This is a genomic window from Pedobacter cryoconitis, from assembly GCF_014200595.1.
GTDB lineage: Bacteria > Bacteroidota > Bacteroidia > Sphingobacteriales > Sphingobacteriaceae > Pedobacter > Pedobacter cryoconitis_C.
Genome location: NZ_JACHCG010000001.1, coordinates 1,936,311 through 1,950,661, shown reverse-complemented (window position 1 = coordinate 1,950,661; position 14,351 = coordinate 1,936,311). Strand labels below are relative to the sequence as shown.

Below are 14,351 nucleotides of genomic sequence, written 5' to 3'. Positions count from 1 at the left end.
CCATTCCGGTCAATTCTGTAACCAAAAAAACATTAATAATATTTCCGGATAGTCTTCAAGGCAATGACTAAACCGGTCAGGGTTAAAACAGCACTAAAAATAAAGGGCGCACCCGGAAAATATACAGGAGCAGACGATCTGATGAAATACACAAAGATATGGCTGATCACCCAGGGGCCAATGATTGCGGCCAGACTTTGCAAACCAGTAATGATCCCTTGTAACTCTCCCTGAGAATTCGGAGCCACTTGATTTGAGATTAAACTCTGCATAGCCGGGCCACCAATTCCTGCCAGTCCGTAAGGTAAAATAAAAAGCATAATCCATGCACCGTTAGCTGCAAATGCAAAACAAATGAACACTATACTGTATAAGAGAAGACCAGAATAAATGGCCAGCTTTTGATGGTTTTCAGAAACAATAAACCTGATTAATACACCTTGCACAAGTGCAAGCACCAGCCCTGCCAGTCCTAATGAATACCCTATCATCGTTGAATCCCACTTGAGTTTTTCAATTACATAATAAGACCAATTAGAATTGACCGAATGGTTAGCGATATAAAGTAAGAACATCGTGATCAGTAATCCGATGATTGCCGGATATTTAGCAATATTTACAAATGCACCTGCTGGATTCGCCCTTTTCCATGAAAAATCTCTTTTGTTGACTTCAGCTAAAGATTCTGGCAATAAAAAATAACCGTATAACCAGTTGACCAGCGCTAATCCGGCAGCAACCATAAAAGGGGCTCTTAAACCAAGGGTGCTAAAGAGTCCGCCGACAACCGGGCCTAGGATAAAACCAATGCCAAAAACGGCACCAACCAGTCCGAAATTTCTGGACTTTTGTGCAGGTTCAGAAATATCAGCAATATAAGCAAGTGCAGTACTGACACTCGCACCTGCAACACCTGCTAAAATGCGCCCGGCAAACAACCAAAATATGGAGGGCGCAAAAGAAAGAAAAATATAATCTATACCTAAGCCAAATAAAGAGATCAATAATATTGGGCGTCTTCCAAATTTATCACTTAACCCACCGAGAATAGGTGAAAATATGAATTGAGCCAGCGCATAAGCAGCCATTAAATATCCACCATAATCTGCGGCAACACTGATATTTCCACCAGTCAGGTTTTGGATTAGTTTGGGCAAAACAGGAATAATAATTCCGAATCCGGTAAAATCTATAAGGAGAGTCACCAAAATAAATACCATCGCGGTATCTTTTTTTGAAGCCATTTGAATCAATTAATGTTTGTGGTTTAAAGTGTTTTGAGATCGGTAGCAAAGCAACCCTTCCTCCAAAGAGAAAGCGTTGCTTAACCTGTTTATTTTAAAAATCCCAGTATCAATGCTGTAGTTTCTTCAGGATTTTCTTCCATAATAAAATGTCCGCTTCCTTCAACTTTTACCACTTGCAAATCAACTGCAAATGGAGGTAATTCTCTTTGCAGTAATTCATAACCGCTTCCACCAATACCAATTACGGGCACCATTAACGCTGCATACTCCTTATTGTCTTCAATATCCTGCGCAAAAGTCTGATACCATCCGTTACCTGCACGAATACCGTCTGCATTGTCATAAGCCGCGAGATAAACCGCACGGTCAAACGCGCTAATCGCACTTTCATCTACCGAGGCATACTTAAAAATGTAATTATGAACTAAGTGTGACCTGCCAATTAAAAGTTCCTCTGGTAAACCTTTTACCTGGTTAAATGCCATCCACCATAGATGATTTTGAGGCTGATCACTAGTTAAAGAGTTATTTTGAGATGGGATCAGTGGGATATAATACATACCTGCATTAGGATGTGGTGTATCCAGAATAATAAGTTTAGTCGTTGCTTCAGGATGATTAGCTGCAAAACTAAAAGCGACCTGAGCTCCGATATCATGTCCGCCGATATTCACTTCGTCATACCCTAATTGCTGAACGAGCTCAAAGATATCTTTAGCCATCGTTTTTTTATCATAACCAGTTTCTGGTTTATCACTGCTGCCCATCCCTCTCATGTCAACAACGATCACATGAAATTTCTCCGCTAAGGCAGGCATCATTTTATGAAATGCCCACCAGGTTTGAGGCCATCCTGGAATTAAGACTAGTGGTTGCCCCTGTCCTCCTTCAACATAGTGAATATTAATGCCGTTAACAATTGCATTTTTATTTGTAAATCCTGGAACTAATTTAACCAGTTCTTCATCTTTGATTGCGTCTTGATTCCAGGTAGCGTTTAGTGCTGTTTTCATCTTGTGTTTCTTTTAATTTTAACACTGCAAAGAAACATTCAAGGTGTGACAGCCTTGTGTCAGCAAGTTTTTAAATAGTTTTCACGGTCTCAGCGAAGGAAGCAAACAATGATTTTACACTATTTTTTAAGCTATCGGAATGAAGGATCGTTGCATAATCAGCAATCGAGATATACCAGCGTGCGAACCCTTCAATAGACATGGTTAAAAAGTCCATTTCAATTCCAGCGGCTGCATTGCGCTCTGATACATAACCAAAATAGTACTTTGAATCGCTGATTTGTAATGCACCCTGCTGTGAAACAAGCAAAGTCACTTCTTCTAGTTTTGTAGCTGCATATTGCGCGTTCAGCAGACTCTTTAATGTGGGATGCTGGGTTTTAAATTTGATCTCAGTTAAGGAGATTTGTTTAATCCGGTCAAATCTAAAATCCCTGTAATCATTTTTCTCCCGGCAAAAAGCAAACAAATGCCAGTAACGATTTACATAAAATATGCCTACGGGCTCAATGGTACGTTTTGTTTCCTCTTGCCTGGCATGTGTAAAGTAATTCATCTTCATCACCAGGTGAGCTCCAAGTCCAGCCAGTATAATTTTCAAAATGTCATCCTGCGTTACACCTTCCTGAAGGAAAGTATGCTGCACGATCTCTATTTTACCTTCCATATGGCTCAGGTAATCTTTATCACCAGGTTCAAGTACAGCTCTGATCTTGTCTAATGCATAAGAAAATAAACTGGTATGTGTTGGCTCGGTGAATTGAGCTACTAATTTTTCTGCGGTAATCAAGGCTGTGGCTTCTTCGCGCGTAAACATAACCGGCGGTAACCGGTAACCTTCTTCCAGGGAATAACCTATTCCGGATTCTCCTATAATGGGGATTCCGGCCTCTTCCAAAGAGCTGATATCTCTGTAGACAGTTCTTAAACTAATCCGGTAGCGATCTGCAATATCCCTGGCCCTCACAGTTCTGCGTGATTGTAATTGAATTAGGATAGCAGAAAGACGGTCTATTCGGTTCATTGCGCAATTTAGAACATTAATTATACTGTTTAATGCTGTTTTTCATTCAATTTTGAAAAGAAATCCAGGATATCATCTGCCAGTAATACGGGTTGTTCTGAAGCCGCAAAATGCCCGCCCGCAGGCATAGAAGTCCAATGCCGGATGTTGAAGCTTTTTTCCACGTAAGCACGTGGCGGAGTTGGCAATTCTTTCGGGAATTTAACAAAACCGACTGGTACTTTTATAAAATCATTTTTTCCAAAAGTCAGTGGTTTTTTACTGTTTTCGTTATAAATTCTCATTGAGGAATGGATTGTTTGTGTAATCCAGTATAAGGTGACGTTAGCGAGCAGCTCATCCTTAGTAAAGGCATTTTCAATATGGCCTTTATTATCGCTCCAGCCTTTAAATTTTTCAATAATCCATGCACACAATCCAGCAGGAGAATCGTTTAGCCCATAAGCCGCAGTAAGCGGTTTTGTAATATGCATGTGAACATATGCACCTTCTTTGGCCGACCACTCCGCACTGGTTTTCTGAAAAGCCACAACCTCGTCAGTAAGCTGCTCATCTTCTTGTAAATAATGTTTATAAGAACCAGAGATATAGTTCAGATGTAAACCAATAACATTTGATGGATATTTTAAGGATAACCATGAGCTGACTCCTGCCCCTATATCGCCACCTTGTGCTCCGTAATGTTTATAGCCTAATGCTGTCATCAATTGATGCCAGAGATCTGCGACAAATTCGCTGTTGCAACCCGGATCAACTGCTTTACTTGAAAATCCAAAGCCCGGAACCGAAGGAATAACCAGGTCAAAAGAGTAGTCAGGGTTTTCTGTCAGTAAAGGTATCAGCTTCATCATTTCCAGAAACGACCCTGGCCATCCATGCGTGATAATTAAAGGAACTGATTGCTTCCCCTTACCTTTGATATGCATAAAATGCACCTGATGACCTTCAATATCAGCTATAAAGTTTGGATAGGCATTAATTTCATTTTCAACCTTACGCCAATCAAATGTATCCTTCCAATAGGAGATCAATTCTTTCATATAAGAAAGATCAGCGCCATAATCCCAATTGGATTTCATGATTTCGTCCGGCCACCGGGTCAAACTTAGTCTTAATTTCAAATCATCAAGAACCTGCTGGGGAACATTTACTGAAAAAGGTTTTATCATCACGAAAGGTAAGAAAAAGACGGAAAATATACCTCAGAAACGACCGAAATAGGTTATACTTAAACTGACTATAACTAAAGGCAGGTACTTATGAGGTATTCATAGTCTTTAAAGATGTGGTGAGCGATAAGGTTTCAAAAGGTGTCTGCTGTGGCAGCTTTGAAAATCAATTTTAATTATTGTCCGGGCCAATTCCGTTTTCAATATTAAACTTACAAATAGCAATTTGCTTTTTTACTGCTTTCAGCTCTTTGATTTTCTCGTCTATTTGCAGGAGTTTTTTATCAAGAACTTCAAGTTTTGCTTTTTGGCTGATTTGCTTCTTATACCAGGCGTCAACTACTTCTTTAATTTCAGCCAGGGTAAAACCTACAGCTTTAGCCATTTGTATGAACCGTAATTTTTCAACAACATCATTTCCATAATAAACATAGTTATTGGTGGTTACCCCCTGTTTCTTTTCACCACTGAATAAACCTGATTTTTCGTAAAATCTGATCGTGCCTATAGGTATTCCTGTTTCTTTAGAAAGCTGATTAATTAGTTTCATGAAATTAATGTAAAATAAATTGAACTATGTAGTATACTACACACTTTGTGGTTACAAAAATAGTTTTTACTATTGCAATTACAATTGAAACATAAATTTATTAAAATGCAATATTCAGACGAAGAGCTTGTAAAATTGCTTCCGGGATTTCAAAACCATCATGTGGAAGTGAACGGAATAAAGCTGCATTATGTAGAAGGTGGAGAAGGACAACCTTTGGTTCTGCTTCCCGGATGGCCGGAAACCTGGTGGGCTTACCATAAAGTAATGCCAGAACTGGCTGAAAATTATCGTGTTATTGTCGTAGATATCAGAGGAATGGGCAGTTCTGAAAAACCAGCAGATGGCTATGATAAAAAGAATATGGCCAGGGACATAAGTGAACTTGTAAAAAAATCAGGGTACGAAAAAATTAATATTGCTGGCCATGATATTGGAGCGCATATCGCTTTTAGTTTTGCCGCCAATTTTCCAGAACAGACAGAGAAATTGATTATTTTAGATACACCGCATCCAGATCCGCAAATGTATCAGCTTCCTATGGTTCCAATTTTAGGGGCGAATTACGTTTATCCCTGGTGGCTGGCTTTCAGCCAGATCAAAGAACTTCCAGAGCAACTACTTGCCGGCCGGATGCACATGGTTCTGGATTGGATTTTTAAAACCTTATTAAAAAATCAAAGCAGTATTGATGAGTTTGATAAAGCGGTGTATGCGCTTGCCTACGATAGCAATGATGGCATAAGAGCATCAAACGCATGGTATCAGGCATTTCCACAAGACATAGCAGATAGTAAGTCCTATGATAAACTTATTATGCCTGTACTTGGAATAGGTGCCAGCGGTTACGGGATGCTGCAAAATTCCCTTCCTGGTTATATAACTGATCCGAAATTAGTTAAGGTAGAAGACAGTGGACATTTTATGCTTGCCGAAAAACCAGGAGAAGTAGTCAATTATATCAGGGATTTTTTGGGCTTTTAAAACTTTTGGGCAACCCTGATCAGGATTGCCCATTGTATTTAAGGTTGGCCGCTCCCACCGGCAGCGCCATAAATCTGGCCTGTGGAATAACTTGCATCATTCGCTGCCAGTTGTACATAAATAGAAGCTAACTCAGCTGGCTGACCAGGTCTGCCTAAGGGAGTTTCTTTGCCAAATTGTTTTACTTTCTCTTGGGTTGAACCTCCTGTAACTTGCAGTACTGTCCAGATCGGGCCTGGTGATACACCATTGACACGGATACCTTTAGGCCCCAGTTGTTTTGCCATTGACCTCACAAAACTTGTATTTGCAGCTTTAGTTTGTGCATAATCAAAAAGATCTGCTGAAGGATCTGTAGCTTGAACTGAAGTGGTTACAATGATTGAAGATCCGGGTTTAAGATGAGGCAATGCCGCTTTTGTAATCCAGAAAGGTGCATAAATATTAGTCTTCATTGTCCAGTCAAACTCTTCAGTGCTCAGCTCCAGGATAGACTGATGGCTTTGTTGTCTGCCTGCATTGTTCACTAAAATATCTAATCCTCCAAGTTCTTTTACAGCATCTTTAACGAGTTTTATACAAAATTCTTCTGTTCTGATATCTCCGGGAATAGCTATTGCCTTACGGCCTGCTTTTTTGATCAGTTCAATAACCTCTTTAGCATCCGGTTCTTCCTCTGGTAAGTAGTTTATAGCTACATCAGCCCCCTCCCTGGCATAAGCAATCGCAGCTGCTCTTCCTATACCAGAGTCACCACCTGTGATCAGTACTTTACGTCCGGTGAGTCTGCCAGAGCCAACGTAACTTTTTTCACCGTGATCTGGTACAGGCACCATTTTGGATGCGAGTCCTGGCCAGGGTTGTTCTTGTTCTTTAAATGGAGGTTTGAAATATTTCTTTGTCGGATCTTCGAGCGGAGATCCACTGGTTACCTGCTTGTCTTCAATTTTACTTTCTTCTTTCATAGGATATGGTTTAATGTTTACTTAGGCGTGAACACTGTAATTTAACAAAAGTTTTCAGAAAAAAATGTTTACCTTAATACCACTATGAATCCACGGAAACCTAAGCTAAAGTATTCGAAAATCATCAATTAACATGAAATCACACGATCTGGAAAGATTTATAACTGCTCAAAAAGGAGTATTTCAAACTGCGCTTGGCGAGATTCAGCAAGGTAAAAAAAACACGCACTGGATGTGGTATATTTTCCCACAGATCCAGGGTCTTGGTTTTACTGAAAACTCAAAATATTACGGTATAAAGGATCTACAGGAAGCTGCTGAATTTCTGCATCACCGGGTACTTGGGCCAAGGCTGATTTTGATGTGTCATACGCTGCTTGCTTTGGAGACCAATGATGCACACCTGGTATTGAGCAGCCCGGATGATTTGAAACTGAAATCGTGCATGACTTTATTTTCTGAAATTCCGAATAGTGATCCTGTCTTTGAAAAAGTATTAAAGAAATTCTTTAACGGCCTGAAAGACCATATCACCTTAAAAATCCTCAATCTTCACCGTTGATTTTAATTTATTAAGTAGCTAAATTACCACTCTGAAAGTTAAATTCACTCTTGCGCGCATTGGTTTTATTGATTTTGGAACCCTATGCTCCCAATCTGTTTGTAAATTACCTTTCATAATCATGAGTGCACCATTTTCTAACCTGATGGAATATTTGCTGGAATGATCCTGTTTGTTCCTGATATCAAAAGACCTGACCTGTCCGAAACTCACTGACGCAATTACCGGATGTGTCCCCAAAACTTTTTCATTGTCACTGTGCCAGGCCACAGAATCATTTCCATCCCGATAATAATTCAACAGCACACTATTGAAAGTCACCCCCGCAATTTCTTCTGCACGTTCTTTAATTTGCAGAAGTTCGGGTGTCCATAACAAAGGCTCAGTTTTGCGTAAAGAGGTATAATCATAGGTTTCTTTATCCGCATACCATGCGGTAAGCCTTGGAGTAATTACCTGCTTATCATACATACTGACTATTTTTTGCTTCCAGGGTGTTTCAGCAATAAATTTTTGCAGAAACCTATCACTTTCCTGCGCTGTAAATATATCAGGGTGATAAGTTAAAAGTTCGGCAGGAAGTCCGGGACTCTGGCCTGCCTCAGCAAAAAAACTCAATTGTTCCATATTCTATCCCTCTGATGCCAGCTTTAGTTATAAAGCTTAAGCAAATACAAATATATACTAATATTTTTAGTAATCAAAAACACTTAGCCCTGTTAATTACTAAAAAATTAGAGTGCCTAATCTTTATACACATATATGTGTTATTGCCATTAATACAAAGCCGTTACTTGCCTGATATTATAAACAGGCAATAGCTATAATAATCTATAACATCTATCTAAACAATTCTCTGAATTAAAATATTATGTCCTTACAAGAAAGGCAACAGCTATCCTATCCTTTATATTTAGAGGGTGGTGGTGAAATGGGTATGCTGACCCGCTCATTTAATTGGTCTGGAACTACTTTGGGAGCTCCGGATCAATGGTCTCAAAATTTATTGACTACTGTAAGTATTATTCTTCATTCAAAATTCCCCATGTTTTTATGGTGGGGTGCTGAGCTGATACAATTTTATAATGATGCCTATAAACCCAGTTTAGGATACGAAGGAAAACACCCGAAGGCACTGGGTCAAAAAGGAGAAGAATGCTGGCCGGAAATATGGCCGGTTATCAAACCTTTAATTGATCAGGTGATGGCTGGTGGTGAAGCAACCTGGAATGAGGATAAGCTGATTCCAATCTATAGAAATAACAGAATGGAAGATGTTTACTGGACTTTCTGTTATAGCCGGGTAATTGATGTAAATGGGGAAATTGGTGGTGTCCTGGTTACCTGTTATGAAACCACCAATAAAGTAAAAACAACGCAACAAATTGAGCAGACTTTAATTGAGCTTGCAGAAAGTGAGTCCAGGTCAACTAACCTGATTACACAAACACCTGTAGCTATTGGTGTCCTTAAATCAAGAGCGCTCCTTATTGAAATGGCAAACAATAAACTTTTACAGTTTTGGGGGAAATCAGCAGCGGTTATCGGGCAGCCTTTAGCTACTGCTTTGCCTGAGCTGGAAGGACAACCTTTTTTAAAAATACTGGACGATGTTTATACTTCTGGTCTGCCCTACGCTAAATACGAGATTTCTGCCATGCTGGAAAATGAAGGACTCTTAAAAAAATACTACTTTGATGTACTTTATCAGCCTATTCTGCATGAATCAGGCGAAACAGATAGCATACTTGTCGTAGCTACAGATTTAACGGAGCAAGTAGAGGCCAGAAAGGTTATAGAAGAGAATTTCTTACAATTCCGGCAGTTAGCTGATTCCATCATCCAAATGGTTTGGGTAACTGATGCGATGGGCATGCATGAATATTATAACCACAGATGGTATGACTTTACAGGTTCAAACTTTGAACATACTAAGGATACAGGCTGGAATCAGATGTTTCATCCTGATGACAGGGAAAGAGCGAAGGAGAAATGGGCACATTCTTTAAAAACTGGTGAACATTACGAAATTGAATACCGGTTAAAAAAACACACTGGTGAATATGTGTGGGTGCTGGGACGCGCAGCTCCATTTTATAATTCGGAAGGAAAAATAGTGAAATGGTTTGGGACTTGTACTGACATTCACGAACAGAAATTATTGCAAGAGCAAAAAGATGATTTCATCAGTATTGCCAGCCATGAGCTTAAAACTCCCGTGACAACTTTAAAGGTTTCCTTACAACTGATGAAAAGAATGCTCAGCAATCCATCAGCAGAAATGATGGGAAATTTGATTGAAAAAGCTAATAAAAGTATAGATAAAGTGGGCAACTTAATTGAGGACCTGCTGAATACCAGTAAATATAATCATGGACAGCTCCATCTGAACCAGACTGTATTCAAGTTGTCTGAAGTTGTCAGCGAATGTTGTGAGCATATCAATTATGAAGGCAAATATCAACTTAAACTTACCGGAGATCCGGATTTACAGGTATATGCTGATGCGGAAAGGATTGGCCAGATCATTACTAATTTTATCAATAATGCGATAAAGTATGCCCCGGAATCTAAAGAGATAGTTATCAATATAGCGAAGTCAGCTGATCACGTTAAACTTTCTGTTGAAGATCAGGGCCCCGGAATTGCGCAGGAGAAAATACCACATATATTTGATCGCTACTACAGGGTTGATAGTGCTGGCAGTCAATATTCAGGTCTGGGGCTTGGACTCTATATTTGTTCAGAAATCATCAGAAAACATGGCGGACAAATAGGCATAGACAGCGAAATTGGCAAAGGAAGTGTTTTTTGGTTTAAATTGAAGAGCTGAGGGTCTGTAAATAAAAGTAAAATACTGACCCGACGTTTTCTTCACTTTCAACCACAATTTCACTATCATGATAACGCAGGATCTCTGAAACAAGGTATAGGCCTATACCGAAACCAGGTACAGTTTTTATACCATTATTATTTACCCTGTAAAAGCGTTCAAATAGTCTTTTTTGATCATTGGGGCTAATCCCTATGCCCTGATCACTGACATATATCTTCACTTTTCCATTTTGTTTTTCACAACCCAGCGTAATTAAGCCTCCTTCGGGCGAATATTTAATGGCATTGCTGACCAGGTTCATTAATACCTGTCCGATTTTATCCCTATCGGCATTGATTATAATTCCCTCGCAGTCTATTAGTTTTATGGTATGCAGTGAAGTTAAGAATTTAGCATCTTCGGCAATTTCCATCATTAATGGATGCAGTTCTACTTCCCTTTTTTCTATTTGAAGCTTTCCTTCTTCCATTCTTGCCAAACTCAAAAAATCATGAATCATAGCTACCATTTTTTTAGTCTGGGCTTCTGCTCTGATCAATGATTTAACACTGAACTCGTCTCCTTCTTTCCTGGAACGCATCAGCAATAACTGAAGATAACCGGTAAGCGCAGTTAATGGCGTCTTTAATTCGTGACTTACCATAGCCACAAAATCATTTTTCCGCTGTTCTTCTTGTTTCCGCTCTGTAATATCTCTGGCAATTTTTGATAAACCAATAATTTTGCCTTCAGGATCTTTAACGGGTGATATAGTCAGGGACACATCAATCATTTTTCCAGTTTTAGTGATTCTTCTGGTTTCAAAATGATCTACCCTTTCGCCTTTACTTAACCGGGAAAGAATCTGGATTTCTTCTTCTTCACGGTCAGGCGGTATTAGTTTCATGATTGGCTGACCTATTATTTCTTCAGCACTGTAGCCAAAAGTCCGTTCTGCTGAGTCATTCCAGCTGGTAATGATTCCATTTAAAGTTTTACTGATCACAGCATCATTACTTGAATTGACAATAGCCGCTAACTTTGCACTTTTTTCTTCTGCATATTTAACATCTGTGATATCCAGTGTAGTCCCAATCAGTAAGCTGGCATAGCGGTCTGTTTTAAAGCTCCTTCTCCATTGGGCCTTAATCCAGCGCATTTCATTATCATTAAAACGGTGAATCCTGTAAGTCAGGCTATTCGTCTCACCATTATCGGATTCAATAGATTCATGCATTGACTGAATCACATTGGATCTATCTTCAGGATGAATCATCTTACTGAATTCATCAAAAGTTATTTGTTCAGCAGCAGGATAGCCAAAAACATTTCTGCATTCTTCTGACCAGAACAAGATGTTTGCTTTAGGATCCCATTCCCATGTACCGAGGTTAGTGGACTCGATGGCTATTTTTAATTTAGTTTCATTTTGCTCCAGATCATGCATCAGTTCTGCCTTTCTTTCCAGTTCCTGGATCAGTGGTGTAACATCTCTGGTAAAACAACGCGTATGTACAAATTTGCCCTCTTTCCAGAGTACACTCGAATTGATGAGCACGTTTTTAATATCACCATTCTTACAGCGTAACCTGGCAGGATAATTAAGGAGTGTCTGGTTATTGGTCAGCCGGTAAAGGATATCTTGTATAACTTCCTGATCTGCATGAAAATTACTGATGGGAAATCCAATATATTCTTCTCTTGTATAGCCCAATGAAACAAATTCAGCTTGATTGGCCCATATAATTATTCCTTCAGCATTAACCCAATGTAGTGGTAATGAGGCGTTTTCAACAAAGTCATTCAACTCTTCCAAGCGAAGTGCCAGTTCTTTATTTTCTTTCTCATATTGAGCAATTTTCCCCCGAAGCAATTCGAAATCTTCCATATATAGTTAATACAACAAAACTAATCATTGTTAACGTATTTCACCAAGAAAGATGAACAAAATAATCAGCTATAATTATTTATTGCGATCCGGAGGTATTCCATTTTAAAGACTGCAAAATCTCCTGGATAGAGAAATTAGCTCCGCATACAAATTCATCAGCAGCACCGTAATAAATAGTCAGCTGATCTCCGTGGACTATATGGCCATTGGTGAAAACAACAAAACCAAAAAAGCCGCTGAGTTCATAACTTTCCAATGGTACCATAATAGGCTCAATACTTCTGGCAAGAACAATTGACGGATCTTGCAGGTCCATTAAAAATGCACCCAGACAATACTGATGTTCAGCAGTAGCACCGTGATAAATTTCCAGCCAGCCTTGTTCAGTTTTAATTGGTGATGCGCCACCGCCAACTCTTGCGCTGTCCCACATTCCAGGACGGGTTTTCAAAATACATTTATGATTTCCCCAATGCAGTCCGTCAGGAGATTCTGCAAGCCAGATGTAATTACCACCGATATCTTTACTGCTTGGTCTGTGCAATGCGTAAAACATGCCATCGATTTTTTCTTCAAAAATTGCTGCGTCTTTATTGTGCGGTGGTAAGATCATCCCCTTACGCTCAAAGTGTTGCCAGTCTGTGGTGGTTTGCAGCCCCACCCCAACGCCATTTTCGGAAACTGCGGTATAGGTAAGATGATAAAGTCCCTCTATCAGTGAAACTCTGCAATCTTCAATACCATAACGTTCAAGTTTGCCTTTTCCAAACAGGCCGGGGTAGTTTACTTCTTCGGAAAAGTTTATTCCATCCAGGCTGCTCAGCAATCGTAAATGAGAAACTGTAGTCAGGTAATCTAATCCCTTGTAATTAAAGATCCTTGCATCTGTAGCAATCAGATCCGGGTCGTTTAAAGGGACCTCCATAATTTCCAGATGGCCTTCATCGTTGAGTACAGGAATGAAAGCCCAGCCTTCAACTTGTTTTATACTTTCTGCTACCCTGACCAGCAGCCATGTTTTGCCTCCGAAAATAAATACCCCCGGATTAAGTAAACAAATGACCTGAAGCCCCTGGGCGCTGGGCTTAATATCTTTGGGCATCAGTAATGGGTTTTCAGGAAATCGTTTGGCAAGATCTTTCATTGCAGTTTATTGTTTTTTTGTGAACTTAATACTAATCCTGAAAGGATAAAAACACCGCCGGCCAGCTGAATAATACTGAGCTGCTCTTGTAAAAACAATATAGCGATCAGTACTCCAATCATAATATCCAGGTTAAGAAAATTTCCTACCATTGCAGCAGGTAATTTCTCCAATGCTTTATTATACATCAAATAACAAAAGGCAGAGGAAATTGCTCCAAGATAAATTAAAGCCATCCATCCATTGAGACTGATATGGACTGGCTGAGTGAATTGACTGAATTCATATATTGACAGTGGGAACAGCAGAGCAGTACCTATACAACCACTCCAAAAGGTAATTATAATCGGCTTTAAATGGTTAAGTTTACGGGAAATTAAGGTATAAGTTGTCCAGCATAACACAGCGGCAATCATCAACAGGTTACCTATTAAATTGCTCTTTTCCCCTTTATCTTCTGCGGCAATCAAACCAACGAGAACCACCCCAATAAAAGACAAACAGATACCTGTAATCTGCAATCCGGATAAGTGCTCCTTCAGAAAAAGAATTCCGGACAGGGCAATACAGACTGGAATAAAACCCTGGATTAAAGCCCCGCTGGAGGCTGAAGTATACATCAATGAGTAATTAAAAAAAACATAATAACCTGAAATCCCTGTTATTCCCATCAGAAAAAGCCACCAGTAATCATTTTTTTTAAATTGCTGGGCGGCTATAGCTTTACGATCTGAGAGATAAACTGGTAAAAGACATAGTAAAGCAATTATAAAGCGTACAAAAGCAAAGCAACCAGGCGGTAACACATGGACCACGGACTTAGTCACTGCATAGGTACTCCCCCATACCAACATGATAAAAATCAGCCATAATATGGAAGAAGTTTGTTTATTTTTCATTCAGAATTATTCGGATTGATTGGTAACAATGATGAATAATTAACAGGTTATATCTCAGGATTGTTTAAATAATTTTAAATCAATCTAT

General features: G+C 39.4%; 13 protein-coding genes. 3 read left to right on the top strand and 10 right to left on the bottom strand.

What is annotated here, in order from left to right; genetic code table 11:
* Positions 1–32: 32 nt before the first annotated feature.
* From HDE70_RS08060 to HDE70_RS08040, 5 genes are all read right to left on the bottom strand, one after another.
* Positions 33–1,244, bottom strand: coding sequence for a TCR/Tet family MFS transporter (locus HDE70_RS08060; RefSeq protein WP_183889269.1), 1,212 nt, complete (start codon positions 1,242–1,244; stop codon positions 33–35).
* 89 nt (positions 1,245–1,333) lie between these two features.
* Entirely contained in the window at positions 1,334–2,260 is a 927-nt protein-coding gene (locus tag HDE70_RS08055; protein WP_183869627.1) for an alpha/beta fold hydrolase, read from the bottom strand.
* A 70-nt stretch (positions 2,261–2,330) separates the two neighbouring features.
* Positions 2,331–3,284: a helix-turn-helix transcriptional regulator gene (locus tag HDE70_RS08050; protein WP_183889267.1), complete on the bottom strand. Its 954-nt coding sequence runs from the start codon at positions 3,282–3,284 to the stop codon at positions 2,331–2,333.
* A 29-nt stretch (positions 3,285–3,313) separates the two neighbouring features.
* Positions 3,314–4,453: an epoxide hydrolase family protein gene (locus tag HDE70_RS08045; RefSeq protein WP_221302017.1), complete on the bottom strand. Its 1,140-nt coding sequence runs from the start codon at positions 4,451–4,453 to the stop codon at positions 3,314–3,316.
* 172 nt (positions 4,454–4,625) lie between these two features.
* Positions 4,626–5,003 carry a MerR family transcriptional regulator gene (locus HDE70_RS08040; protein WP_183869624.1) on the bottom strand — a complete coding sequence of 126 codons (378 nt, stop codon included), beginning with the start codon at positions 5,001–5,003 and terminating at the stop codon, positions 4,626–4,628.
* Positions 5,004–5,108: 105 nt separating this feature from the next.
* Between HDE70_RS08040 and HDE70_RS08035 the strand changes: the two genes are divergently transcribed.
* Positions 5,109–5,987, top strand: coding sequence for an alpha/beta fold hydrolase (locus HDE70_RS08035; protein WP_183889263.1), 879 nt, complete (start codon positions 5,109–5,111; stop codon positions 5,985–5,987).
* Between the two features lie 38 nt (positions 5,988–6,025).
* On the opposite strand, the gene HDE70_RS08030 is transcribed toward HDE70_RS08035, so the two are convergent.
* Positions 6,026–6,952, bottom strand: a complete 927-nt coding sequence (locus HDE70_RS08030) for an SDR family oxidoreductase (RefSeq protein WP_183889261.1) — start codon at positions 6,950–6,952, stop codon at positions 6,026–6,028.
* Between the two features lie 133 nt (positions 6,953–7,085).
* Between HDE70_RS08030 and HDE70_RS08025 the strand changes: the two genes are divergently transcribed.
* Positions 7,086–7,514, top strand: a complete 429-nt coding sequence (locus HDE70_RS08025; RefSeq protein ID WP_183869621.1) for a DUF1810 domain-containing protein — start codon at positions 7,086–7,088, stop codon at positions 7,512–7,514.
* A gap of 18 nt (positions 7,515–7,532) precedes the next feature.
* Here HDE70_RS08025 and HDE70_RS08020 read toward each other — a convergent pair whose 3' ends face one another.
* On the bottom strand, positions 7,533–8,141 hold the full coding sequence (locus HDE70_RS08020; RefSeq protein WP_183889259.1) for an alpha-ketoglutarate-dependent dioxygenase AlkB family protein: 609 nt from the start codon (positions 8,139–8,141) through the stop codon (positions 7,533–7,535).
* A gap of 244 nt (positions 8,142–8,385) precedes the next feature.
* Between HDE70_RS08020 and HDE70_RS08015 the strand changes: the two genes are divergently transcribed.
* Positions 8,386–10,347: an ATP-binding protein gene (locus HDE70_RS08015; protein ID WP_183889257.1), complete on the top strand. Its 1,962-nt coding sequence runs from the start codon at positions 8,386–8,388 to the stop codon at positions 10,345–10,347.
* Here the strand turns inward: HDE70_RS08015 and HDE70_RS08010 are convergent.
* The 3 genes from HDE70_RS08010 to HDE70_RS08000 form a co-directional block, all read right to left on the bottom strand.
* Entirely contained in the window at positions 10,331–12,217 is a 1,887-nt protein-coding gene (locus HDE70_RS08010; RefSeq protein ID WP_183889255.1) for a PAS domain S-box protein, read from the bottom strand. The two genes, HDE70_RS08015 and HDE70_RS08010, sit on opposite strands and share 17 nt — an antisense overlap.
* A gap of 79 nt (positions 12,218–12,296) precedes the next feature.
* Positions 12,297–13,364 (bottom strand): glycoside hydrolase family 130 protein, encoded by a 1,068-nt coding sequence (locus HDE70_RS08005; protein ID WP_183889253.1) that lies wholly within the window; start codon positions 13,362–13,364, stop codon positions 12,297–12,299.
* Entirely contained in the window at positions 13,361–14,263 is a 903-nt protein-coding gene (locus HDE70_RS08000; protein ID WP_183889251.1) for a DMT family transporter, read from the bottom strand. Before HDE70_RS08000 ends, HDE70_RS08005 begins: the two co-directional genes overlap by 4 nt.
* Positions 14,264–14,351: the final 88 nt, after the last annotated feature.